17 protein-coding genes and 2 pseudogenes are annotated in these 23,262 nt (G+C 72.8%); 9 read left to right on the top strand and 10 right to left on the bottom strand.

Annotation, left to right across the window (positions count from 1 at the left end; translation table 11 throughout):
• The first annotated feature begins 39 nt into the window (after nucleotides 1-39).
• Together TN53_RS13100 and TN53_RS13095 are read left to right on the top strand one after the other, a co-directional pair.
• Nucleotides 40-1,212 (top strand): exonuclease SbcCD subunit D, encoded by a 1,173-nt coding sequence (locus TN53_RS13100; protein ID WP_046258611.1) that lies wholly within the window; start codon nucleotides 40-42, stop codon nucleotides 1,210-1,212.
• On the top strand, nucleotides 1,209-4,205 hold the full coding sequence (locus TN53_RS13095; protein ID WP_046258610.1) for an AAA family ATPase: 2,997 nt from the start codon (nucleotides 1,209-1,211) through the stop codon (nucleotides 4,203-4,205). The genes TN53_RS13100 and TN53_RS13095 overlap by 4 nt, the downstream gene beginning before the upstream one ends.
• 1 nt (nucleotide 4,206) lies before the next feature.
• On the opposite strand, the gene TN53_RS13090 is transcribed toward TN53_RS13095, so the two are convergent.
• The gene (locus tag TN53_RS13090) at nucleotides 4,207-4,653 is read right to left on the bottom strand and encodes an Lrp/AsnC family transcriptional regulator (protein ID WP_046258609.1); all 447 of its coding nucleotides are present in this window, start codon (nucleotides 4,651-4,653) and stop codon (nucleotides 4,207-4,209) included.
• 135 nt (nucleotides 4,654-4,788) lie between these two features.
• Between TN53_RS13090 and TN53_RS13085 the strand changes: the two genes are divergently transcribed.
• The 3 genes from TN53_RS13085 (at nucleotide 4,789) to TN53_RS13075 (ending at nucleotide 6,763) form a co-directional block, all read left to right on the top strand.
• Nucleotides 4,789-5,271 carry a rhodanese-like domain-containing protein gene (locus tag TN53_RS13085; protein ID WP_046258608.1) on the top strand — a complete coding sequence of 161 codons (483 nt, stop codon included), beginning with the start codon at nucleotides 4,789-4,791 and terminating at the stop codon, nucleotides 5,269-5,271.
• Nucleotides 5,272-5,369: 98 nt separating this feature from the next.
• Complete coding sequence (locus TN53_RS13080; protein WP_046258607.1) at nucleotides 5,370-5,888, top strand: immunity 21 family protein; 519 nt, start codon at nucleotides 5,370-5,372, stop codon at nucleotides 5,886-5,888.
• A gap of 41 nt (nucleotides 5,889-5,929) precedes the next feature.
• Nucleotides 5,930-6,763, top strand: coding sequence for an SDR family oxidoreductase (locus tag TN53_RS13075; protein WP_046258606.1), 834 nt, complete (start codon nucleotides 5,930-5,932; stop codon nucleotides 6,761-6,763).
• 24 nt (nucleotides 6,764-6,787) lie between these two features.
• Here the strand turns inward: TN53_RS13075 and TN53_RS13070 are convergent, their stop codons facing one another.
• Entirely contained in the window at nucleotides 6,788-8,476 is a 1,689-nt protein-coding gene (locus TN53_RS13070) for a DUF885 domain-containing protein (protein WP_046258605.1), read from the bottom strand.
• Between the two features lie 32 nt (nucleotides 8,477-8,508).
• A complete protein-coding gene (locus TN53_RS13065; protein WP_046258604.1) occupies nucleotides 8,509-9,000 on the bottom strand; it encodes an Lrp/AsnC family transcriptional regulator in 492 nt (163 codons plus the stop codon).
• Between the two features lie 60 nt (nucleotides 9,001-9,060).
• Here TN53_RS13065 and TN53_RS13060 point away from each other — a divergent pair, with 60 nt between their 5' ends.
• Complete coding sequence (locus TN53_RS13060) at nucleotides 9,061-10,290, top strand: trans-sulfuration enzyme family protein (RefSeq protein WP_046258603.1); 1,230 nt, start codon at nucleotides 9,061-9,063, stop codon at nucleotides 10,288-10,290.
• Here TN53_RS13060 and TN53_RS13055 read toward each other — a convergent pair.
• From TN53_RS13055 to TN53_RS13035, 5 genes are all read right to left on the bottom strand, one after another.
• On the bottom strand, nucleotides 10,268-11,662 hold the full coding sequence (locus TN53_RS13055; protein WP_234441587.1) for a GNAT family N-acetyltransferase: 1,395 nt from the start codon (nucleotides 11,660-11,662) through the stop codon (nucleotides 10,268-10,270). The genes TN53_RS13060 and TN53_RS13055 overlap by 23 nt on opposite strands.
• A 142-nt stretch (nucleotides 11,663-11,804) precedes the next feature.
• Complete coding sequence (locus tag TN53_RS13050) at nucleotides 11,805-14,447, bottom strand: DUF6493 family protein (protein WP_046258601.1); 2,643 nt, start codon at nucleotides 14,445-14,447, stop codon at nucleotides 11,805-11,807.
• Entirely contained in the window at nucleotides 14,444-15,847 is a 1,404-nt protein-coding gene (locus TN53_RS13045) for an SWIM zinc finger family protein (RefSeq protein WP_046258600.1), read from the bottom strand. The genes TN53_RS13050 and TN53_RS13045 overlap by 4 nt, the downstream gene beginning before the upstream one ends.
• Nucleotides 15,848-16,001: 154 nt before the next feature.
• Nucleotides 16,002-17,576, bottom strand: a complete 1,575-nt coding sequence (locus TN53_RS13040; protein ID WP_046258599.1) for an alkaline phosphatase D family protein — start codon at nucleotides 17,574-17,576, stop codon at nucleotides 16,002-16,004.
• Nucleotides 17,577-17,725: 149 nt separating this feature from the next.
• A complete protein-coding gene (locus TN53_RS13035; protein WP_046258598.1) occupies nucleotides 17,726-19,201 on the bottom strand; it encodes a PLP-dependent aminotransferase family protein in 1,476 nt (491 codons plus the stop codon).
• Here TN53_RS13035 and TN53_RS45000 point away from each other — a divergent pair.
• A pseudogene (locus TN53_RS45000) lies at nucleotides 19,192-20,037 on the top strand (DMT family transporter); the annotation flags it as partial. The gene TN53_RS13035 and the pseudogene TN53_RS45000 sit on opposite strands and share 10 nt — an antisense overlap.
• Before the next feature lie 81 nt (nucleotides 20,038-20,118).
• Here TN53_RS45000 and TN53_RS13025 read toward each other — a convergent pair.
• Entirely contained in the window at nucleotides 20,119-20,949 is an 831-nt protein-coding gene (locus TN53_RS13025; protein WP_046258597.1) for an alpha/beta fold hydrolase, read from the bottom strand.
• A gap of 143 nt (nucleotides 20,950-21,092) precedes the next feature.
• Here TN53_RS13025 and TN53_RS13020 point away from each other — a divergent pair, with 143 nt between their 5' ends.
• Both TN53_RS13020 and TN53_RS13015 read left to right on the top strand, forming a co-directional pair.
• Nucleotides 21,093-21,974: an RNA polymerase sigma-70 factor gene (locus tag TN53_RS13020; protein ID WP_046258596.1), complete on the top strand. Its 882-nt coding sequence runs from the start codon at nucleotides 21,093-21,095 to the stop codon at nucleotides 21,972-21,974.
• Nucleotides 21,975-22,139: 165 nt separating this feature from the next.
• The gene (locus TN53_RS13015) at nucleotides 22,140-22,901 is read left to right on the top strand and encodes a GntR family transcriptional regulator (RefSeq protein ID WP_046258595.1); all 762 of its coding nucleotides are present in this window, start codon (nucleotides 22,140-22,142) and stop codon (nucleotides 22,899-22,901) included.
• Nucleotides 22,902-23,008: 107 nt separating this feature from the next.
• On the opposite strand, the pseudogene TN53_RS13010 reads toward TN53_RS13015, so the two are convergent.
• Nucleotides 23,009-23,262 (bottom strand): annotated as a pseudogene (locus TN53_RS13010) (ROK family protein); the annotation flags it as partial.

The raw sequence follows: 23,262 nt of genomic DNA, 5'->3' as shown, positions 1-23,262 counted from the left end.
CGCCCGTGATGTCAGACCCGGCCGTTAGTCTCGGGGATCATGCGACTGCTGCACACTTCCGACTGGCATCTCGGCCGGGCGTTCCACCGGGTCAACATGCTCGGGGCGCAGGCCGAGTTCATCGGCCATCTCGTCACCACCGTGCGTGAGCACGGCGTGGACGCCGTGGTCGTGTCGGGAGACGTGTACGACCGGGCGGTGCCGCCGCTCGCCGCGGTCGAGCTGTTCGACGACGCCCTGCACCGGCTGGCCGACCTCGGTGTGCCCACGGTGATGATCTCCGGGAACCACGACTCCGCCCGTCGACTGGGCGTGGGAGCCGGCCTCATCGACCGCGCGGGCATCCATCTGCGGACCGAGCCCGCGGCGTGCGGGACACCGGTGGTCCTGGCGGACGATTTCGGTGACGTGGCCTTCTATGGACTGCCGTATCTGGAACCCGCTCTGGTGAAGGACGAGTTCGGCGTGGAGAAGGCCGGCCACGAGGCCGTGCTCGCCGCCGCCATGGACCGCGTCCGCGCCGACCTCGCCGCACGCGCGCGTGGACAGCGGAAGACGCGGTCCGTCGTCCTCGCCCACGCCTTCGTCACCGGCGGCGAGGCCAGCGACAGCGAGCGGGACATCACGGTCGGCGGAGTGGCCGCCGTACCGGCCGGGGTCTTCGACGGCGTCGACTACGTGGCGCTGGGACATCTGCACGGCTGCCAGACCATCACCGAGCGCGTGCGCTATTCCGGCTCCCCGCTGCCGTACTCCTTCTCGGAGGCCGGTCACCGCAAGAGCATGTGGCTGATCGACCTGGACGCCGAGGGCGCGGTGAGCGCCGAGCGCGTCGACTGCCCGGTGCCCCGCTCGCTGGCCCGCATCCGGGGATCACTGGAGGACCTGCTCGCCGACCCCGAACTCACGCGCCACGAGGAGGCGTGGGTCGAGGCGACCCTCACCGACGCGGTGCGCCCCGCCGACCCCATGGCCCGGCTCACCGAGCGCTTCCCGCACACCCTCAGCCTCGCCTTCGACCCCGAGCGGGCGCCGGACGACCCCGACGTGTCCTACGCCCAGCGGCTCGCGGACCGCAGCGACCAGGAGATCGCCGAGGACTTCGTCGCCCATGTGCGCGGCGCGGGACCCGACGCACACGAACAGGGCGTGCTGCGGGACGCGTTCGACGCGGTCCGTGCGGACGAGACGGTACGGGAGGTGGCGCGGTGAGGTTGCACCGGTTGAAGGTCACCGCCTTCGGTCCCTTCGGCGGCTCGCAGACCGTGGACTTCGACGAGTTGTCCGCGGCGGGACTGTTCCTGCTCCACGGGCCGACCGGGGCAGGAAAGACCTCGGTACTGGACGCTGTGTGCTACGCGCTCTACGGCGCCGTTCCCGGTGCCAGGCAGAGCGGGCAGGGGATGACCCTGCGCAGTGATCATGCCACTGCCGAGACCCGTACCGAGGTCTGTCTCGAACTGTCCATTGCCGAACGCCGGTTGGAGATCACCCGGCAGCCGCCCTGGGAACGCCCCAAGAAGAAGGGACGCCCCGGGACCACTGTCGACAAGGCCCAGAGCTGGCTGCGCGAGCACGATGCCCAGGCCGGCACCTGGAAGGACCTCAGCCGCTCCCACCAGGAGATCGGCGAGGAGATCACCCAGCTGCTCGGCATGAGCCGCGAGCAGTTCTGCCAGGTCGTGCTGTTGCCCCAGGGCGACTTCGCGCGCTTCCTGCGCGCCGACGCCGAGGCGCGCGGCCGGCTGCTGGGCCGGCTGTTCGACACCCACCGCTTCGCCGAGGTCGAGAAGCGCCTCGCCGAACGCCGCCGCGCCACCGAGACCCAGGTACGCGAAGGCGACACCGAACTCCTGGCCGACGCCCACCGCATGCAGCAGGCGGCCGGCGACGCCATGCGACTCCCCGACGCCGCGCCGGGCGAACCGGGCCTCGCCGAAGCCGTCATGGGCGCCGCCGCGATCGCCCGCAGCACCGCCCGTGAACAGCTGACCATCGCCCACAGCCGCCTCACGGCCGCCGAGTCCGCCCAGGCCGGCGCCGAACACACCCTGGCCGACGTACGCGAACTGGCGCGGCTGCAACAGCGGTTCACACAGGCGCGGGACCGGGCCGCCCTGATGGAAGAGCGCTCCGACGGCTACCGGCAGGCGCAGGCCCGCATGGAGCGGTCCCGCAAGGCGGAGGCCGTGGCGCCCGCGCTGGAGCTGCGGGAGGCCGCCGACGCCGAGCACGGCAGAGCGGCCGTCGCACAGTCACGCACGCGTGCCCTGCTGCCGCAGACCCTCGCGGGCGCCGGTGCGGCCGGGCTCGCGGCTGCCGCCCGCCGGGCCGCGGAGGAGCTGGGCGGGCTGGAGTCGGCGCGGCGCGGCGAGCAGCGGCTGGCCGAACTCGTCGCCGAGCGGGCAGGGCTGGACCGTCAGGAGCGTGCGGACGACGACGTTCGCCAGGAGGCGGAGGCGTGGCTCGCCGGGTGGGAGACGATCCGCGCCGGGCTTCAGTCCCGGATCGACTCCGCGCAGGAGGCCGCGACGCGGGCCGAGCAGCTCGGCGTGCAGCGCGAGCCCGCGCAGAAGCGGCTCAACGCCGCGCGGATGCGGGACCAGTTGGCCGGCGACACGGACACCATCGCCGATCGCGTCCGCCTCGCCCAGGAGGACGCGCTCGCGGCCAAGGCGCACTGGCTCGACGTCAAGGAACAGCGCCTGAACGGCATCGCCGCCGAGCTTGCCGCGCAACTCGCGGACGGTGAGCCCTGTGCCGTCTGCGGTTCGACCGACCACCCGGCCCCGGCCCGCAAGGACGCCGGGCACGTCGACCGGGAGGCCGAGGAGCGCGCGCTGGCCGCCTACCAGCAGGCGGACGAACGCCACATCGAGCAGGAACGGCGCCTGGGCACCGTACGCGAGGCGCTGGCCGCCGCCACGGCGGAGGCGGGGGACACCCCCACCGGGCAACTCTCCTCGACGTCCGAGGAGTTGGAGTGGCTGTACGCCCAGGCTCACCGGGACGCCTCGGATCTGCACCCCGCGCGCGAGGAGCTTCGCCGTGCCGAGGTCGAGCACGAGCAGCGGACCGCCGCGCGGCAGCAGGCCGAGGTGCGGGCGGCCTCGCGGGTGGGGCACCGGGAGCGGTTGGACCAGGAACGGACCCTGTTGGAGGAGGAGTTGGCCCAGGCGCGCGGCCCCGCCGACAGCGTGGCCGCGCGGGCCGCGCAGCTGGAGCGGCAGACCGCCCTGCTCACCGACGCCGCCGACGCCGCCCGCGCCGCCGAGGACACCGCCCAGCGACTCAAGGACGCCGACGCCCGGCTCGCGGACGCCGCCTTCCGGGCCGGTTTCGAGACACCGCAGGCCGCGGCCGACGCCCTCCTCGACGTCGCCGCCCACCGTGACCTCCAACGGCGGCTGGACGCCTGGCAGTCCGAGGAGGCCGCCGTGCGGGCCGTGCTCGCCGAGCCCGAGACCGCGGCGGCCGCTCAGCAGCCGCCCGGCGACCTCGCGTCGGCCGAGCGGAGCGCCGCCCTCGCGGACCGGCGGGTCCGTGACGCGGCCTCCGCGCGCGACGCCGCCGCCCGGCGCTGCACCGATCTCGACCGGCTCTCCGCGCGTGCGACCGGCTCGGTGCGACGGCTCGCACCGCTGCGCGAGGAGTACGACCGTGTCGCGCGCCTCGCCTCGCTCGCCGCGGGCACCTCGGCGGACAACGAGCGCAAGATGCGCCTGGAGTCGTACGTCCTGGCGGCCCGCCTGGAGCAGGTCGCCGCCGCCGCGACCGTACGGCTGCTGCGGATGTCCTCCGGTCGCTACACCCTGGTCCACTCCGACGACCGGGCAGGGCGCGGCCGCAGCGGGCTCGGACTGCATGTCGTCGACGCCTGGACCGGCCGTGAGCGGGACACCGCCACGCTGTCCGGCGGCGAGACGTTCTTCGCCTCGCTCGCCCTCGCCCTCGGGCTCGCGGACGTCGTCACCGACGAGGCCGGCGGGGTCCGCCTGGACACCCTCTTCATCGACGAGGGGTTCGGCAGCCTCGACGACCAGACCCTCGACGAGGTCCTCGACGTCCTCGACTCCCTGCGCGAACGCGACCGCAGCGTCGGCATCGTGAGCCATGTCGCGGACCTGCGGCGCCGCATCCACGCCCAGCTGGAGGTCGTGAAGGGGCGCTCCGGGTCGGCGCTGCGGCAGCGCGGCGCGGGGTGAGTCAGCGGCCCAGCGGGCGGCGGGGGAGCGGCGAGGAGTAGACGACGCTCGTGGTCACCGAGCCCAGCGAGCCGATCTTGCCGGACACCTCCTCCAGGTGCTGCATCGAGCGGGCGGCGACCTTGATGACGAAGCAGTCGTCGCCCGTGACGTGGTGCGCCTCCAGGATCTCCGGCGTCACCTCGACGAGGTCGTGGAACGGCTTGTAGTTGCCGTTCGGATACCGCAGCCGCACGAACGCCAGGATGGGCAGCCCCAGCCGGTCCGGGTCGACCACCGCGGAGTACCCCTGGATCACCCCCGCCTCCTCCAATCGGCGCACCCGCTCGGTCACCGCGCTCGGGGACATGGAGACGGCCCGGGCGAGCTCGGCGAAGCTGGCCCGGCCCTCCCGCTGGAGGACATCGAGAATGCGCCAGTCGGTGGCGTCCGGGGAAAACGCGGTCATGTCCGAGAGATAGCAGGGGATTCACCGGCCGATCAAGCCGAAGGCCGGGGATCGACACTTCTGAATCATGATCATCGGCCGTAGATTTCTGGTCGTGGAACCACACCACGAGAACCGCCAGGGAAAGGCCAGAGCATGAGCACCAGCACCGCCGTCGTCAACCCCGTCCTGCGTGTCGCCCCCGCGGCTCCGGCCGAGGCCGCCGCCTACTTCCGTGCGAGCCTCGTCTTCCACGCGGACGTGTCCGACGTCGCCGCCGCCCTCGCCGCCGATGGCGACCCCGGCTTCGTCGTCCTCGACTCGCGTTCCACCGAGGCCTGGGACCAGGGACACATCCCGGGCGCCGTCCACCTGCCGACCGCGCTCATCCCCGAGCAGGCCGAGCAGCTCCTCGACAAGAACGTGCCGGTCGTGACGTACTGCTGGGGCCCGGGCTGCAACGGCGCCACCCGCTCGGCCCTCGCCCTCGCCGAACTCGGCTACCAGGTCAAGGAGATGCTCGGCGGCTTCGAGTACTGGGCGCGCGAGGGCTTCGGGTTCGAGACCTGGGAGGGCGCGGAGCGCCGGGACGCCGACCCGCTGACGGCGCCGGTGGGCGCGGAGAACTGCGGGTGCTGAGCCTGGCGCTCCGCGAAGCGGCGCGGTAGCTGAATCCGATGTTCCGCTTTTCGGTATCCGCCGACGTAAGCCGTCATGCACACGGTAGATTCCGCGCCATGGTGCGATACGCGGAGCCGGGCGCGGCGGAGTGGGTCGAGTCGGGCGGCGGACCGCTGATAGCGGTGCCGGAGACGGTGCTTCCGTTCTGGGCGGGCGCCGACGGCGACGAACTGGCCTCGGACTACGACCGGGCCTGCGAGGTGGACGGATACGTCGGGCTGCTGCCCGTCGGGGACAGCGCGGCGCTCGTGCTCGGCGACGAGCCCGCCTCCACCACGTATCTGCCGGACCACGGCATCTTCGTACGATGGTCCGCAGGGGAGTCCGAGGAGCGGCTGCTCGCCGAGGTGCCGGCGGCGCTCGACAGCGCCGTGTGGGGGCCCGAAGTGGCCTGGAACGTGCCAGGACCGGTGCTGCTGTTCGACGCCGCGTGGCCCGGGAACGACTCGCTGCGCACCGATCATGTGTGGATCGCGCTGGAACCCGGCCGTTACGCGGTGCGCGCGGCGCACGTGCGGCCCGGGCCGGAGACGTGGCTGGGACTCGTACAACTGAGGCCACTGGCGCACGGATAATCACCTGCGCCGCGGCGGCCCCCTGGCCATCATGGTCGACCATGCCCCGACTCCCGCACCCCGCACCCGAATCGCTCCGCCGCGACCCGCTGCCCCTGCGGGGTCGCACCGCCCTGGTCACCGGCGCCAGCAGACGCGGCGGCATCGGGCACGCGGTGGCCCGCCGACTGGCCGCCTACGGGGCGAGCGTCTATCTGCACCACCATGTGCCGCACGACGCCGCCCAGCCGTGGGGCGCCGACCGCCCCGAGGACGTCCTCGCCTCCGTGCGTGAGGCACTGGGCGATCCGCAGGCCCGGGTCGAAGCGGGCCCCGGTGACCTGTCCGACCCGGCGGCACCCGCCGAACTGATCGGCACCGCCGTCTCCGCGCTCGGCGGCCGCCTCGACATCCTGGTCGCCAACCACGCCCTCAGCGGCAGTGACGGCACCCTCGACGAGGTCGACGCGACCATGCTCGACGCGCACTGGGCGGTCGACACCCGCTCGGTGCTGCTGCTCGTACAGGCCTACGCCCGCCGCCGCGCGGACACCCCGGGCGGCCGGATCGTGATGATGACGTCCGGCCAGGACATCGCCGGCGGCATGCCGGGCGAGATCGCCTACGCCCTCCAGAAGGGCGCCCTGGCCTCCGTCACCCGCTCGCTGTCGACGACCCTCGCCGAGCAGGCGATCACGGTGAACACCGTCAACCCCGGCCCCGTGGACACGGATTACCTGACCGGCGAGGTGTACGAGGCCGTCGCGGCCCGCTTCCCCGCCGGCCGCTGGGGCATGCCGGACGACCCCGCCCGCCTCATCGCCTGGCTGGCGACGGACGAGGCGGGCTGGGTCACCGGGCAGGTGATCGACTCGGAGGGCGGATTCCGGCGCTGACTCCGAGCGGATTCCCGCGCTGACTCACAGCGCGGAGAGCTCGTCCACCAGGTCGTCCAGGCCGAGGGAGCCCTGCGAGAGCGCCGCCATGTGCCACGCCTTGAGGTCGAAGGCGTCGCCGTGGCGGCGCTGCGCGTTCTCCCGGCCCAGCAGCCAGGCCCGCTCGCCCAGTTTGTAGCCGATCGCCTGCCCCGGGATCGTCAGATAGCGGGTCAGCTCGCTCTCCACGAAGTCCGCCGGACGGCTGCTGTGCGACCCGAAGAACTCCTGCGCCAGATCAGGGGTCCAGCGCTCGCCCGGGTGGAACGGCGAGTCGGCCGGGATCTCCAGCTCCAGATGCATGCCGATGTCCACGATGACCCGCGCGGCCCGCATCATCTGCGCGTCGAGATAGCCGAGCCGCTGCTCCGCGTCCGTGAGGAACCCGAGCTCGTCCATCAGCCGTTCCGCGTACAGCGCCCAGCCCTCCGCGTTGGCACTGACGATGCCGACCGTGGCCTGGTAACGGGAGAGGCTGTCGGCGACGTGCACCCACTGCGCGAGCTGGAGGTGATGGCCCGGGACGCCCTCGTGGTACCAGGTCGACACCAGGTCGTACGCCGGGAAGCGGGTCTGGCCCATCGTCGGCAGCCAGGTGCGGCCCGGGCGGGAGAAGTCCTCCGACGGGGGCGTGTAGTACGGGGCCGCCGCGCCACCGGGCGGCGCGATGCAGGACTCCACCTTCCGTACCCGCTCGGCCAGTTCGAAGTGCGTGCCGTCCAGCGACTCGATCGCCTGGGTCATCAGAGCCTGGAGCCAGTCCCGGACCTCGTCGACGCCCTCGATGTGCTTGCCGTGCTCGTCGAGGTGGGCGAGCGCCACCCACGGCGTCTCGGCGCCGGGGAGGATCTTCTCGGCCTCCTTCCTCATCTCGCCGAGCAGCCGGTGGTACTCGGACCAGCCGTACGCGTACGCCTCGTCCAGGTCGAGGTCCGTGCCGTTGAAGTAACGCGACCAGTGGGCGTAGCGCTCACGGCCCACCGTGTTCGGCGCGCCCTCGATCGCCGGCACGTACACGTCCCGCATCCAGTCCCGCAGCTCGGCGACGGAGGCGGTCGCGGCGCGGGCGGCCTCGTCACAATCAGCGCGCAGGGCCTCGGGAGCGTCCGCCGCGAAGTCCTCGAACCAGCCGCGGCCCTCACCCGTGTCCGCCCACTCGGTGAGCTGCTCGACGAAGGTGGCCGTGGGGCGCGGGGACGCGTACAGCTTGCGTTCCAGACCGAGCGCGAGGGACTCGCGGTACCCGGCGTACGCGGCCGGCACGGCCCGCAGCCGCTCGGCGATCGCCGCCCAGTCCTCGTCCGATTCCTGAGGTGTCACGGTGAACACCTCGCGCACCGAGTGCGCCGCCGTCGCCATGTTGCCGACCGAGCGCAGCCCCTCGTCCGCCTGGTGCACGGCGAGCTCCGCGGTGAGCCGCTCGCGCAGCAGCCGGGCGCAGCGGCGCTCGATGTCACTGTCCGCACCGGGCTGCCGCTCGGCCTCGTCGAGCCTGGCGAGCGTGGCCCGCTGCAACCGCGCGAGCGTCTCCTGGCCCGCCGGCGAGGTGTCGGGCAGCCTGCTCGAACTCTCCTTCACGCCGAGGTACGTACCGGTGATCGGATCGAGGGCGATGAGGTCGTCGACATAGGCGTCGGCGACCTCACGGGGCAGCGGGCTCTTGGTCTCTGACATGCGGTCCATCCTCATACGAGGGGCCGCGCACGTCACGCGGATTGAGCCGAGGGCGTAGGCGGCAGCAGCGGTCCGCAGTCCCACTGCTGGAAGATCAGACGCGTCTCCACCCGGGCCACTTCACGATGAGCGGTGAACCCGTCCAGGACCAGCCGCTGCAGATCCGTCATGTCCGCGACCGCGACATGGACCAGATAGTCGTCCGGGCCGGTCAGATGGAAGACGGTCCGGGACTCCGGAAGCGCCCGGATGCGCTCCACGAACGGCCCCACCAACTCCCGCCGATGCGGCCTGACCTGCACGGACAGCAGTGCTTCCAGGCCGCGCCCCAGCTTCGTCGGGTCCAGCCGCAGCTGATGGCCGAGGATCACACCGGCGCGCCGCAGCCGGGTCACCCGGTCCAGACAGGTCGACGCCGCGACCCCCACCTGGGCGGCGAGGTCGCGATAGGTGGTCCGGGCGTCGTTCTGCAGCAGCCGCAGAAGATGAAGGTCCACCGGATCCAGTACGACAGATTCGGCCATTGGCCGAACGTAGCACGGTGCTCTCGTCCCCCAGCCCGGTCGGTGTTCACTCTTGCCCGCATGGAGACGACGCCTGTGCCCATGAGAGCCCTGGCCACCGAAGCCGTTCACGCCGGCCGCGACGACCTCGCCCGGCAGGGACTGCACGCCCCGCCCATCGACCTGTCGACCACCTACCCCTCGTACGACAGCCGAGGCGAGGCCGCCCGTATCGACACCTTCGCCACCACCGGCGCCGACCCGGACGGCCCGCCCGTCTACGGCCGTCTGGGCAACCCGACCGTCGCCCGCTTCGAGACGGCCCTGGGCCGTCTGGAGGGCACCGAGTCCGCGGTGGCCTTCGCCAGCGGTATGGCCGCGCTGAGCGCGGTACTTCTCGTACGGGCCTCCCTCGGCCTGCGCCATGTCGTCGCCGTCCGCCCCCTGTACGGCTGCAGCGACCACCTGCTCACCGCCGGACTCCTCGGCTCCGAGGTGACCTGGACCGACCCGGCGGGCATCGCGGACGCGCTGCGCCCCGACACGGGCCTGGTCATGGTCGAGTCCCCGGCCAATCCGACGCTCGCCGAGGTGGACCTGCGGGCGGTGGCCCATGCCTGCGGCTCGGTCCCGCTGCTCGCGGACAACACCTTCGCCACGCCCGTACTCCAGCGCCCGGTGGAGCAGGGCGCACGGCTGGTGCTGCACAGCGCCACCAAGTACCTCGGCGGGCACGGTGACGTGATGGCGGGGGTGGTCGCCTGCGACGAGGAGTTCGCCGGACGGCTGCGGCAGGTCCGTTTCGCCACGGGTGGCGTACTGCACCCCCTGGCCGGTTATCTGCTGCTGCGCGGCCTCTCCACCCTGCCGGTCCGCGTCCGCGCCGCCTCCGCCAACGCCGCCGAACTGGCCCGCCGCCTCGCCGCCGACCCCCGGATCGCCCGTGTCCACTACCCGCGCATCGGCGGCGCGATGATCGCCTTCGAGGTCCACGGCGACCCGCACGAGGTGATCGCGGGCGTCCGCCTGATCACCCCGGCGGTGAGCCTGGGCAGCGTGGACACCCTGATCCAGCACCCGGCGTCCATCAGCCACCGCATCGTGAACGAGGGCGACCGACGGAACGCCGGGGTGAGTGACGGCCTGCTGCGCATGTCGGTAGGCCTGGAGGACGTGGAGGATCTCTGGACAGATCTGAACAACGCCCTGGCCGCGACGCCGCCAAGGGGTGCGGGGAACTGCGCGACCAGCCACAGTGTGCCCGCACCCGCCGACGGTCCTACGATTGCTACGGCGCTTCTGCGTTCATAGCGCTGACCATGCCGTCTCCCAGCGCAGCGACCCCGTCCAGCCGCGCAGTGATCACCAGGGTCCCCTCCTCGATCTGGTAATCGAGGGGGAGCCCCAGCCCCCGCATCGCCGCGACCATCCCCGTGTTGGACGCCTGCGTCACGGCGTACACACTCTCGCACCCGGCCTCAAGGGCCATTCCCACCAACCTGCGGAGCAACTCCGCACCGATACCGCGCCGCTGCCACTCGTCCTCGATGAGCAGCGCGACCTCCGTCTCGTCCCCGTCCCACAGCAGATGACCCAGGCCGACCATCCGACCCGACGTCGTCTGGACGGCCACGGTCCGCCCGAAGCGCGGACTGAGCAGGTGGTTCAAGTAACGGTCCGCGTCGCCCACCGGCCCGTGATAGCGCAGCGACAACGTCCGCTGCGAGCAGCGCTCGTGCATCGCCTTGGCCGCGTCCAGGTCTGCGACGTCGGCCCGGCGCACGGTGATGTCGTTGCCCTCGGGCAGCGTCAGTACGTCCTGGCTGCGCGGCACCCGGGGTCCGAGCACCGCGTCCAGCTGCACCAGGGCCCGCGCCCGCGCGAACTCGGTCGGGGTGAACGGCAGATAGGGCCTCTCCACGGTGATCACTCCGCCTTCCGGCGCCCGCAGCCTCATCACGGTGTCCTCGAGCACGCCCTCGGTGGGCACCGTCTCGGGCCCCGGACCCGCGGGTGACTGCCGGATCGTGCACCGGCCCAGCAACTGCCGCAGCGTCAGCGGAAGTTCCGCCGCGTCCAGCGCGGTACGGGTCGCGAGGCCGAGCACCCGGGTCGGTGCGTCGACCAGGTCATGGGCGTCGGCCCGCTCGATCCAGGTACCGGAACCGCCGGCCAGCGAGACCGCACGGGTGATCCCGGTCGCCTCGAGCGCGCCGGGCGCCCGCAGCAGAAACTCGTCCACCGTGCCCTCGGCCAGCGGATGCGTCTGCAGGCTGAGGATGTCGACCCGGTGAGCGGCGAGCGTCGTGCACAGCGCGGCCAGCGACCCCGGCTCGTCCTTCACCGTCGTCCGCATTCGCCACAGCGTGCTCACCCCGGCCTCGGCCGACGACTGCTCGGACAGCCCGGCCTGCTCCGGGGAGAGCGGCCGGGCGTCGGTATCGGTATCGCCGACCGGCGGTGCGTGACCGTGGTGTCGTGCCCACCATGTGTGGAACGCCGCCGTGGCGACCAGCGCGACCGCCGAGATCAACAGCAGCACCGGACCGTCGGGGCCGTGCCCGACCAGGTTCGCGACGGCGTCCGCCACCGCGACCGCCGTGAAGAGTGCGGCGAGTTCGATGAGGTCCCGCCGCCAGTGGTGGACCGGACGACCATGCCTCGCACGCGTCACATCAGACATTTCCCGTTTCATACAGCCACTGTGAAGGAACGGTGTTGCGTGATCACGAACGCTTTGTGACCGGGCGGTAAAGACTAGATCTGCACCATATGTGGCTGTTCTTGCGTTTGTGCTGCGGCAGACGGTGCAGTGGGGGCGACCGTCAAGCGGCCACCTCCAGAGCCAGCGCGCTGTGCAACCGCCGGGCCTGCGTGACCAGCCGGGACGAGCCACGCCGGTCCGCGGTCCGTGCCAGATGCGGCAGCTCGCCCCGTGCCCCGGACCGCTCGGCGCACTCCGCGGCCACGGCGAGCAGTTCACCGAGGCCCCGGACCTTCGCGGCCTGTCCGTCCGGACCGCCGGTGGCGAGGTCGGCGAGCAGCACGGGCAGGGTGTGCCGCAGCAGCCCCCAGATGGTGGCGTTCGCCCCGGTCGCCGCCGCCGCGCGTACCGACTCCGTCAGCCGCAACGGCTTCACGGCCCCGCGCCGCACCAGCTGCCCGAGGTCGGCTCCCAGCAACGCCACATCGAGCTGCCCCCGCGCCGCGAGCACCAGCAGGGCGTCCACGGCGGCGAGTCGATCCTCCTCGTGCCGGGCCCCGAGCCCGTACGCCAGGCACAGATGCACGGCGTCACCCGCCTCACCGCCGGACTCGGCGAGCAGCGGAAGTATGGCGGCGGCTCCCCGGGCGTCGTCGACGGCGACCGTCGAGACGTCGCGCAGGACGCGGGCCGCGATCAGTTCGCGGCGCTCGGGGAGCAGAGCGAGCCAGTGCCGGCGAGGCGTGTCGTCCCAGTGGTAGCAGTGCCAGCGGTCCCCGTGCACACTCACCGGCCGGCCCAGGTGACGGAACTCGCGGCCGAAGTCCTCCTGCAGCTCCGGGAGTTCACCGAGCTCGACCAGCAGGCGCGCTCCCGCGGTCCGCCGCCGGTACGTGGGCAGCGCCGACGGCCCCGAGGCGAGCCACCGGGCCAGGCGCCTCCCCTCCACTGTGCCGAGCCCCGCCGCCTTCTCGGCCGCCGCCGCGGACACCGACTCGTCCGTGCGGCTGACGCGGAGCAGCGCCTGGTCGAAGTCCGCCGCCGACACCCGCGCACCGAGGCGCCGGTACTCCTCTAGGCGGGCCACCAGCTCGTCGGGCTCCAGCAGCCCCGTGCTCCACGTGGGTGTGGACAACAGGAACGGCAACGGGTCGGTGGCGATCCGGTACGCGATCTCCGCGACACGGGCGTTGAACGCCTTCGCCAGCGGGCTGTGTACGCAGGTGTGCGCCGACGTCCCGTGCTGGACCGCGCTGTGGAGCGTGTGGGTACGGACCTTGCCCAGCAGCGTCGCCAGCACCACTTCGAGAGAGGACAGACGGCCACCGAAGGCGTACTGCCGCTCATGCTCGGGGTCGTCGGCGACCCACCACAGACGTGCCACCACCGGACCGAGCGCCTCGATCAGGGACTCCCGGTCCTGGTGGGCACGGCGCACGAGCCCGTCCAGGGTGCGCTCGAACGTCGCCACATCCCCGCCGGAGGCCAGCAACGCCCCCACCTCCTCGGCGAGTTCGGCGGCCGACTCGGGCGCAGGGGCGAGACGCGCCGGCTCCGGGGCCGGTGGCAGCACCTCCTCGTGGGCCACGGTCTGCCATGCCGCCGGTGCCACACCAGGCATGGCGACCGCCCGGGCGCGCAACGCCGGGATCAACTGCTCCGCCGCGAAGGCCAGTTCGTCCCGCGCCCCGGCGCCGGCCTTCCCGACGTGCCGCTCGACCAGCTTCAGCGCCCGCTCCTGCACATCCGAGTCCTCGTGCCCGAACGCCTGGGCGGCGGCCGGCAGCAGATCGTCGACCGTGCCGGCGTCCCGTGCGAGCACCTTGCCCAACAGGACGAGCTGGGCCCGCACCAGCTTCTTCTCCGTACGGAACAACACCGCGCCCGACATCTCGGCGAGTCGGCGCACAGGCAGGTCGCCGTCCAGGGCCAAGGAGCCCAACACCGACTGTGCGTGCGAGGCAACCGTCGACGTGGCGTCCGCGGCGAGGGCCAGCCAGTCCGCCGTCCGTTCGCGCTCTTCGTCGCGAGTGAGGTCCAGTGTCTTGAGGAGGCGGAGGAACACCCGGTGATCGGCGGGCCGGCCGCCGCGCAGGAGCCGGGCGACACACGCGTCGACCATCGTCCGCCGGTCGAGCGTGCCCTCGGCCGTGAGCCCGGCCAGAGCCCCGGTCCAGCTGTTCGGCCCGTCACCGGACAACCACCCCAGCAGAGAGCCCATGTCGTCCGTCTCGAAGACGGCGGCCACCAGCTGCGCGAGATGCGGCTCCCGACGCAGCCGGTCCTGCACAGTGCCCTCGCGATGCCAGGTGGTGCCGATGTGGAGCAGCCAACCCCGGACGTACGCGTCCGTCGTCGGCACCGCACAGCCCGCGAGACGCACCAGGCCGGACATCAGCTCGTACGCCACGTCGGCACCGGCCGGACGCTGCGCCAGCCGGTGCGCCACGTCCGCCAGCCATGCGGGATCGCGGTCGCCCAGCACATCGATCAGCACCGCCGGCTGCGCCTGCCACCAGCTCATGTCGGAGGCCCCGAGCCAGCCGGCCACCGCCGCCGCACCGGTCTGGCAGGCCGCGCCCGCCACGTGCAGGGCGGGGTGCGCGCGCCGTGTGGCCGCGCCCCAGCGATCCGCCCGGAGCTCCTTGCGCAGCTCCTTCAACTCGGGGAAGACCGCCCGCCGTTCCGTGTCCGTCATCCCGTCCAGCAGACTCAGCACCTCGGCCGTCCGCCCGCCCCGCACCGCGTCGATGAGCTCGCTCATCGCACACCCCCGTCGACCCGAACCGTCTCCCGCTCCACCGCGGCACCCCGCCGCACCATGCGGACCGCCAGCGCGTGCTTGCACGGCCCGCGCCCGCCCCGGTACTTCGCCCACCACAGGCAACTGCAGCTGAGCACCCCCGCCGCGTCCCGCACCCGGTGCACATGTCCGTCCTCGGCCGTGACCGTGCCGCCCGTGCCGTCCAGGGCGACCGCGCCCGCCGCCACCAGCGCCCGGGCCGACCGCAGCCGCGGGTTGTGGCGCTCCACGCGCTCGGCGTCGTAGGGCAGCTCCCGGTGGAAGTAGGCCGCCTCCGCCGTGTCGTACCCGACGCGGCCCGAGGTGCCCAGACGGACCAGGGCCGTCCGGACCCGGTCGGCCGGGAGCCCCGCCGCTGCGGCGAGGTCGGCGACGTCGACGCGGGGCTCCCATGCCAGGAGCACCGAGATCAGTTCGGCGTCCTCCGCGGCCTCGTCGGCGGCCAGCGCGTCGAGGACACCGCCCTCCCCGGAGAACCCGCGTGACGCATCGGGTGACAGCGTCAGGGTGAGCCGCATGCCCGGCAGGACGGCCTCCCAGGCGCCGGCCGTGGCGGCGCTGCCGGAGCCGGGGGCGACCGCCGGACCGTACACCCGCAGGGCCGTCGCGTGCCGCAGCACCCGCTGGAGCGCGACCAGCCGCTCCGGCCCCGGCAGGCACACCGCGCCGGGCACCGCGCGGGTGGTCGGCCGCAGCGTGCCGCCCGCCGGCACCACCCAACGCGGGGCGCCGCGCCCTCCGCCGCGAGGCAGCGCCCGCAGGAACCGCACGGCCTCGGCGGCGGGCAACTCGGCCCGCAGGTCGAAGCCCGCCGCGATCACCTGGGCCTCCGCGAAGCCGCGCAGCCAGCGGTCGGGGAGCGGCACCTTCTTCTCCACGACCGGGCCGTCGAGCGTGGTCACGGCCAGCTCCTCGGGGCCGACCCGCAGATGGAGCGGGTCGTCCGCGCCGATCCGCGAGAGCGCGTCACGCAGCGGGTTGTTGACGTCGACGTTCGTCGTGCCATGCCCCACCTCGCCGCCGTCCAGGCCGGGCGCCAGCACGTCGAGGCGGGCGTAGACCCCGCCGCAGCCGGAGAAGGACTCGAAGCGCAGCCGATCGCCGTTGCCCGTCACCACCGGGTCCAGCGAGGCGCGCAGCTGCGGCTGGAAGTAGCGCGCGGCCGCGACGTCGGCCACCGCGAGCAGTCCGGCGGAAGCCACCTGAGGAGACGTCAGGAAGCCCGCGAAGAACCGCGGATGGTCCTCGGTGCCCGAGGGCGTCGCACCCCGTGAGGTCTCGAGCCCCAGGCGCTGTGAGCCCGCTGCGGACTCCAGCACGGAGGGTCGGCGATAGGCCACGGCCTGCAGAGATCGCGTCATGGAAAAACCGTAGAGGCGACCACTGACAATCGGCCCTGACCTGCTAAAACGCCCTGGTTGAGGGGGAGTTCGCGGGGTCATCGGCCGGGAAAATACGCAGGCCGCGCACCGGGGGATGACGCCGGGACGCGGCCCGCCTACGAGGGTACGGGAGTCACTGGCCCACGCGGCCCGGTTGGAGCACCTGCGTGAACAGCACGGTGCCGTCCGACTCCCGCAGCCGGACCGTCAGCTCCCCGCTGCCGCCGTCGATGTCGACCTCGCCGAAGAACTGGTAGCCGCCGGCGGGGGAGACGTTCGCGGTCGGCGGCGCCTTGACGAACACCCGCTCCGGGCCGAAGGTGCCGTCCAGCGTGTTGGCCGGGAAGGCGCCGGCGTTGAGCGGTCCGGACACGAACTCCCAGAACGGCTCGAAGTCGGTGAAGGCGGCCCGGGACGGCTGGTAGTGCTGGGCCGAGGTGTAGTGGACGTCGGCGGTCAGCCACACCGTGCCGGTGATCCGCCGGTGCTTGATGAACCGCAGCAGCTCCGCGATCTGCAGCTCACGCCCGAGAGGGGCACCCGGGTCGCCCTGGGCGACGGCCTCGATGTTGGGCTTGCCGTCCGTGGCGTCCGGCACGACCAGACCGAGCGGCATGTCCGAGGCGATCACCTTCCACACCGCCCGGGAGCGTGCCAGTTCCCGCTTGAGCCACGCCAGCTGCTCGGCGCCGAGGATGCCCTGCGGGTCGGTGGACTGGTCGTCCGGCGAGTTGGCGTTGCGGTAGGTGCGCATGTCCAGCACGAACACGTCGAGGAGCGGGCCGTGGTTGACCACCCGGTAGACCCGACCGTCGGGGCGGCGCAGGGTCGAGATCGGGAAGTACTCGGAGAACGCCTGGCGGGCGCGCGCGGCCAGCACGTCGATGTTCTTCTCGGTGTAGCGGGAGTCGGCGAGGATCTCGCCGGGGAACCAGTTGTTGCTCACCTCGTGGTCGTCCCACTGGACGATCGAGGGGACTTGGGCGTTGAACCGCCGGAGGTTGTCGTCGAGCAGGTTGTAGCGGAAGTTGCCGCGGAACTCGGCCAGCGTCTCGGCGACCTTGGCCTTCTCCTCGGTGGTGACGTTCCGCCAGGTGCTGCCGTCGGGCAGGGTGACGGCAGCCGAGAGCGGGCCGTCGGCGTAGATGTTGTCGCCACTGCAGACGAAGAAGTCGGGGTCCAGCGCGGCCATCGCGTCATAGATCCGGTATCCGCCGAGATCCGGGTTGATGCCCCAGCCCTGCCCGGCCAGATCGCCCGACCAGACGAAGCGCACGCCGTCGCGCCTCCTGGCCGAGGCCGTGCGGAACGTGCCGGCGACCGGCTCGCCGGTACGGCGCGGGTCGTCGGGGTCGGCCAGCCGTACGCGGTAGTGGATCTGCTCACCGGGCGGGAGGCCGTGCAGCCGTGTCGTGCCGGTGAAGTCGGTGTCCGGGCCGAGCAGCGGGCCGTGCCAGCGGCGCGGGTTGCGGAACGACTCGGTCGCGGACGTCTCGACGATCATGCGCGCCGGACGGTCGGACCGCACCCACACCAGCCCCGAGTTCGAGGTCACGTCGCCCGTCTGCACACCCCACCCCGCCTCGGGGCGCCCGGACAGGGCGAACGCCGGTGCCGAACCGGCCGTGGCGGGCAGGGCCAGGGCCGCCGACGCGACCAGGGAGCCGCGCAGGACGGTGCGGCGGTCGGGGAGCGGACGATGTGACATGGATGCGCCTCCAAGGACGGGATCCGGCCAGTGTGCGATGCCACAACTACTCGTGCGCCGCAGCGCACACGCAAACCACAAGTGAACAACTGACCGCGGGCGTAAGGGAACCGGTGTGCGATTCGCGGACATGGCGAGGTACGACGACCTCAGCCGGACCCCGCCTCGGCCATCAGCCGTACGCCCGAACGGATCCGCGCGGGGGACAGATGCGCGTATCCGACCACGAGTCGGGTCTGCGCAGCGTCCGCGGCACGCGCGTGCGTGCAGTCCGACAACGGACGGACCGCCACCCCGGCCGCGGCAACGCGCGCGAGGAAGCGTTCCTCGGGCCCGTAGCGCTCCGGCAGCGTGGCGATGACGTGCAGCCCCGCGGCGATCCCGGACACCTTCGCGCCGGGGAAGTACTCCTCCAGAGCGGCCACGAGAGCGTCGCGCCGCTCGCGGTAGGCGCGCTGGCAGCGGCGCAGCTGACGGTCGTAGTCGCCGCGCTCCACGAAACGGGCGAACAGCGCCTGGTCGAGAGCGGGATGGCCGAGGTCCATGGTCCGTTTGCGCTCGATCACCTCGTCGGCGAGCGACTCCGGTACGAGCAGCCAGCCCAGCCGCAGCCCCGGGGCGAGGGACTTGCTCACGGAACCCGCGTAGGCCACACGGTCGGGATCGAGGCCCTGGAGCGCGCCGACCGGGGCACGGTCGTAGCGGAAGTCGCCGTCGTAGTCGTCCTCCAGAACGAACCCGTCCACGGACCGTGCCCAGTCGAGCAGTTCGGCACGGCGGCGTGCGGAGTACGCGATCCCGGTGGGGTACTGGTGGGCGGGCGTGGTCACGACGGCCCGCACGCCCGACGCCCGCAGGGCCTCGACGGCCAGCCCGTCCTCGTCCAGCGGCACGGGCACCGCGGTGACGCCCGCCGCGGCGTACAGGCCGTCGTGCTGCGGACTGCCGGGATCCTCCACGCCCACCTCGCGCAGCCCGCGCGCGTGGAGGGCGAAGCCGAGCAGGGTCGACGCCTGGGCCACCCCGGACACCACCACGATCCGCTCCGGGTCGGCGACCACTCCACGGCGGCGGGCGAGGAGTTCGGCCAGGGCGGTGCGCAGCCGGGGCAGCCCGCGCGGATCGGGATAGCCGAGCTCGTGGTGCGGCAGCTCCGCCAGTACCCCGCGCTGTGCCGCGCCCCAGGCGGCGCGCGGGAACAGGGACAGGTCGGGCGTCCCGGGCACGAAGTCCGCGCGGGCGCCGGGGGGACGCGGCGAGAGATCACGCGCGCGTGGCTCGGCGGAACGTACGGCGCCGCCCACCCAGGTCCCCGCCCCCCGCCCGCTGCGCAGATACCCCTCGGCCGTCAGCTGCTCGTACGCCTCCGTCACGAGCCCGCGCGACACACCGAGGTCACCGGCCAGGTCCCGGCTGGACGGCAACCTGGTCCCCGGCGGGAGCCTCCCCGACCGGACCGCGGCCCGCAGCGCCGCCTGCAGCGAACGCCCACGCGTGCGCGCGGGTGCGGAGCCGAGCGGGAGAAGCAACTCCCAGGCAGCGGAGCCGGGCCGATCGCCCGACGCGGAGCCGGCCTCATCGCCCGGTGCCGTGGCGCGCTTCCGATTGGTCCCCGATGACGTCATGGCAATGGACCTTAATGCGGGCCACCCCGCTCCCTAGCGTCGTTCCCATGAACGCCACCACCACCCGCGGAGCGCTCCTCGCCGCGTTCGCCTGCGTCCTCGTCGGCGCGTCCTTCACCGCCAACAGCGTCCTGGGCGACTACCCGTACGCGGGCGGCCAGTTCCTGCGTTACGGCCTCGCCTGCCTGCTGCTCGTGCCGCTGGTGGGGCGCGGCGCGGCGGCCCGGCTGCGGACCCTCGCGCCGCGGCACTGGGCCCGCCTCGCGCTGCTCGCGGCCGTCGGCATGGTCGGCTTCAACATGGCCGTCATCGCGGCGGAACGTACGGCCGAGCCCGCCGTCCCCGGTGTCCTCGTCGGCTGCGCGCCGGTCGTGGTTGCCGTTGTCGTGCCCCTCCTCGACGGGCGCCGCCCCCGACGTGCCGTCCTGTACGGGGCTTTGCTCGTGGCCCTGGGCGCCTTCACGGTCCAGGGCTGGGGGCGGACGGACGGCACGGGCCTGGCGTTCTCCGTGTGCGCGCTGGCGGGAGAGGTCGGTTTCGCGGTTCTCGCCGTGCCCCTGCTGCGGCCGCTGGGGCCACGGCTGCTGTCGGCGACGGTGTGCGGGATCGCCACGCTCGAGTCCCTGGCGGCCGGACTGGTCGTGGACGGCTCGGCCTGGCTGCGCCCGCCCGACCGGGCCGAGGCCGCCGCGCTGCTGTGGCAGGCGGCGGTCGTCACGGTCGTCGGGTTCGTGTGCTGGTACATGGGCATGCAGCGGATCGGCGCGGAGCGCGCCACGCTGTTCTCCGGTCTCATCCCGGTCGCCGCCGCCTGCACCGCCCCGCTCGTCGGAACGGGCTCCTACGGCGTCGCCCAGGCCGTCGGGAGCGCCGTCGTCGGCGCCGGAGTCGTCCTCGGGTCCCGCGCGTCGAACAGGTCAGCGGCTGCCGTCGAGGATCACGCGCGCGACGAGCGCCGGGTCGTCGTTCATCGGGCAGTGGCCGCAGCCGGGCAGCCGCACGAGGCGGGCCTTGGGGATGATCTGCTTGGCGCGGACCCCCTGCCGGCGCAGGAGCAGACGGTCCTTGCTGCCCCAGGCCACGGTGACCGGAACACCGGGGATGTCGTCGACGAACTGCACGGCGCCACCCGCGCGGAGGGTCTCGGCGAAGCCGGTCGCGTTCACCAGCGCGAGCGTCTCGGCGACGACGGCCTCGGGTGAACGGCGGGCCGGGCGGGCGTAGATGGTGCTGGTGAGCGCGGTGCGGCCGGCCGCCGAGCGGGACAGTCGCTCGACCATCGGCCGGGGCATCCGCAGGGCTATGCCGCGCATCGTGAGCAGCACGGCGAAGGCGTAACGCCGCTCCGCCTCCGACCAGAACCCCGCCGGGGAGAGGGCGGTGACGGACCGTACGAGCTTCTCCCGGCCCAGTTCCAGGGCGAGCAGGCCGCCGAGCGAGTTGCCCGCGACATGCGGCCGGTCGAGCTCCAACGCCTCGCAGAAGGCGCCGAACACGGCGGTCGTGGTGGCGAGGTCGTAGGTCAGTCCGTCCGGCAGCCCCGGGGACGCCCCGAAGCCGGGCAGATCCACGGCGATGACCTCGCGCTCGGTCGCCAGGATGTCCACGACCGGGTCCCAGGCCTGCCGGTGGTGACCGATGCCGTGCAACAGGAGAAGCGGTTCGCCGCTGCCCACGCGCGCGTAGTCGACGGTCACGGTCCGCGGGCCGTGCGGGGAAGGGACCTTGAACGAGACGGTGGCGGCCATGTACGTGTGCTCCTCGTCTTGGACTCGCAGCCGGACGGCGTGTAGACAGCTTGTCAGCAATTGCTACCGGCGGGTAGCCCCCTTCGTGTGGCACGTGCCCAACTCGCCTGGACAGCACGCGGGAGGTCGGCTGGGATGGTGTCGTGAGCACCGATACCGTGACCGACGTATTCGAAGAGCACCGCCCCGTCCTGGTGGGCGTCGCCTACCGCATGCTGGGGCGGGTGGCCGACGCGGAGGACGTGGTCCAGGAGGCCTGGCTGCGCTGGTCCGGCGCGGACCGCGGCGAGGTGCGCGAACCGCGCGGCTATCTGGTGCGTGTCACGACCCGCCTGGCCATCGACCGGCTGCGCCAGGTCAAGGCGCGCAACGAGGCGTATGTCGGCCCGTGGCTGCCGGAGCCGTACGTCACGGACTTCGGTGACATGGTCCCGGACACCGCGGAGCGCGCCGTCCTCGCCGACTCGGTGTCCCTCGCCGTCCTTGTCGTCATGGAGTCCCTGTCGCCGCTGGAGCGGGCGGTGTTCGTGCTGAGGGAGGCCTTCGGCTACCCGTACGCGGAGATCGCCACCATGCTCGACCGGGGTGAAGCGGCCGTCCGCCAGCTCTCCGGGCGAGCCCGCAAGCACGTCGAGGAACGACGGCCCCGCTACGACGTCGACCCCGTCCAGCGCCGGGATCTCACCGAGCGCTTCCTCGCCGCCGCCGCGGAGGGCGACCTCCAGGGGCTCATGTCGATGCTGGCCCCCGACGTCCGCCTCGTCGGCGACAGCGGCGGCAAGTCCAGGGCGCCGCTGCGCGTCATCGAGACGGCGGACAAGGTCGGCCGTTTCCTCGTCGGCGCCGCACGCAAGGGCGTCCCGGACATGTCCTTCCGCTTCCTGGAGCTCAACGGCGGCCCCGCGTTGCTGCTCCTGTCGGGCGACAAGCCCGACTCGGTCTTCCAGCTGGACGTCGTCGACGGCCGGATCCAGTCGGTCTACGTCGTACGCAACCCCGACAAACTGCAGTCGCTCGCCGCGTAGCGAACTCCAGCGCGAAGCCCCCGTCCACGACGGGGGCTTTGTCGTCATCAAGGATTGGTCTTGACCAAGGGTGGGGGCCGCCCTATGGTCGCAGAGAAGTGAAACAACCTTTAATAAACAAGGGCGCTAAAACGCCGCCGGATCACGGCGATTGCGGAGGACAGGGTGGGGACCACGCAGCTGGAAACGGTGCCGGAACCGAAATATTGGCACCTCAAGACCGTGCTCACTGAGGCGCTCGACTCCGAGTTCTCGGTGGGGGAGATCCTGCCCAACGAGCGCGACCTCGCCGCCCGGTTCGGCGTCGCGCGCGCCACGCTCCGCCAGGCCCTGGAGCAGCTCGAGCTGGAAGGCCGGCTGCAGCGCCGCCGCGGTGTCGGCACGACCGTCGCCCCGCCCCGCGTGGGCGTCGCCGTCGGCACGGAACAGCATGTCTGGCCGGGCACGGCCACGGACGCCTGGCAGCCCGTCGACAGCACGCTGGAGGTCCCGTCGGCAGCCGTCGCCGGGGCACTGGAAACCGGCCACGACGAATCCGTGCACATCGTCCGCCGCTCCCGTATGACGCACGGCCAGCCCGTCGCCGCGGAACTGCTCTACATCCCGCAGTCCTCGGTCCCCGACCTCTCCGCCATAGACGCCCCGTCCGGTGCGGCACGCGCGCGTGCCGTGCTGCGCGAGCTGCAGCGCCTGGGACTGGAGGGTCAGGACAGCGCCGTGGAACTGGGCTCGGCCCGCGCCGACGACGCCAAGCAGCTGGACCGGCTGCCCGGGGCTCCCGTCCTCGTGGTGACGACCCGCTTCTTCTCGCAGGGCAGGACCGCCGCGCTGTCCGTCGCCACCTACCGCGCCGACACCTGCCGGCTGACCTTCGGCGACTCCGGCGGCGTGGAGATCCACGAGGACCCGGAGCGCCGGGCGTCCTGACCGCCGTAGCGCCCGACGCCTCGCGCCCCGGAGCGACTCCGGGGCGCGAGGCGTTTCGGGGCGCGAGGCGTTTCGGCAACAACAGCCACCTGGGAAGCAGCAACCCCTCAGCGTCGCGCCGTCACCGTGCCCTCCACCGCGAAGAGTTGCTCCTCCACATGGTCCAGCGCCAGCCGCAGCGCCCCCGTCGCCACGGCGGCCTCGCCGAGGAGCGACAGCGTCACCTTCGGCGGCCGCAGACAGTAGCGCGCCAACTCCAGCCGCAGCGGCTCCAGTACGTCGACCAGGCCGGTCGCCCAGCCGCCGATGACGACCAGCTCGGGGTCGAGGGCGAGGGAGAGGGCGGCCACGTCGTGGACGA

Source organism: Streptomyces sp. WM6386 (assembly GCF_000972385.1).
GTDB lineage: Bacteria > Actinomycetota > Actinomycetes > Streptomycetales > Streptomycetaceae > Streptomyces.
The sequence above is the reverse complement of the archived record's forward strand: the minus strand, read 5'-3'. Positions and strand labels throughout refer to the sequence as shown.

Excerpts from the sequence above, each read along its gene's own strand:
- TN53_RS13050 (WP_046258601.1), bottom strand. The coding sequence starts at position 14,447 with ATGAGCGAGCTCATCGACGCGGTGCGGGGCGGGCGGACGGCCGAGGTG.
- TN53_RS13045 (WP_046258600.1), bottom strand. The coding sequence starts at position 15,847 with ATGACGCGATCTCTGCAGGCCGTGGCCTATCGCCGACCCTCCGTGCTG.
- TN53_RS13075 (WP_046258606.1), top strand. The coding sequence starts at position 5,930 with ATGCCCCGACTCCCGCACCCCGCACCCGAATCGCTCCGCCGCGACCCG.
- TN53_RS13090 (WP_046258609.1), bottom strand. The coding sequence starts at position 4,653 with ATGACCGCGTTTTCCCCGGACGCCACCGACTGGCGCATTCTCGATGTC.
- TN53_RS13060 (WP_046258603.1), top strand. The coding sequence starts at position 9,061 with ATGGAGACGACGCCTGTGCCCATGAGAGCCCTGGCCACCGAAGCCGTT.
- TN53_RS13065 (WP_046258604.1), bottom strand. The coding sequence starts at position 9,000 with ATGGCCGAATCTGTCGTACTGGATCCGGTGGACCTTCATCTTCTGCGG.
- TN53_RS13025 (WP_046258597.1), bottom strand. The coding sequence starts at position 20,949 with ATGGCCGCCACCGTCTCGTTCAAGGTCCCTTCCCCGCACGGCCCGCGG.
- TN53_RS13035 (WP_046258598.1), bottom strand. The coding sequence starts at position 19,201 with ATGACGTCATCGGGGACCAATCGGAAGCGCGCCACGGCACCGGGCGAT.
- TN53_RS13070 (WP_046258605.1), bottom strand. The coding sequence starts at position 8,476 with ATGTCAGAGACCAAGAGCCCGCTGCCCCGTGAGGTCGCCGACGCCTAT.
- TN53_RS13055 (WP_234441587.1), bottom strand. The coding sequence starts at position 11,662 with ATGTCTGATGTGACGCGTGCGAGGCATGGTCGTCCGGTCCACCACTGG.
- TN53_RS13100 (WP_046258611.1), top strand. The coding sequence starts at position 40 with ATGCGACTGCTGCACACTTCCGACTGGCATCTCGGCCGGGCGTTCCAC.
- TN53_RS13040 (WP_046258599.1), bottom strand. The coding sequence starts at position 17,576 with ATGTCACATCGTCCGCTCCCCGACCGCCGCACCGTCCTGCGCGGCTCC.
- TN53_RS13085 (WP_046258608.1), top strand. The coding sequence starts at position 4,789 with ATGAGCACCAGCACCGCCGTCGTCAACCCCGTCCTGCGTGTCGCCCCC.
- TN53_RS13080 (WP_046258607.1), top strand. The coding sequence starts at position 5,370 with ATGGTGCGATACGCGGAGCCGGGCGCGGCGGAGTGGGTCGAGTCGGGC.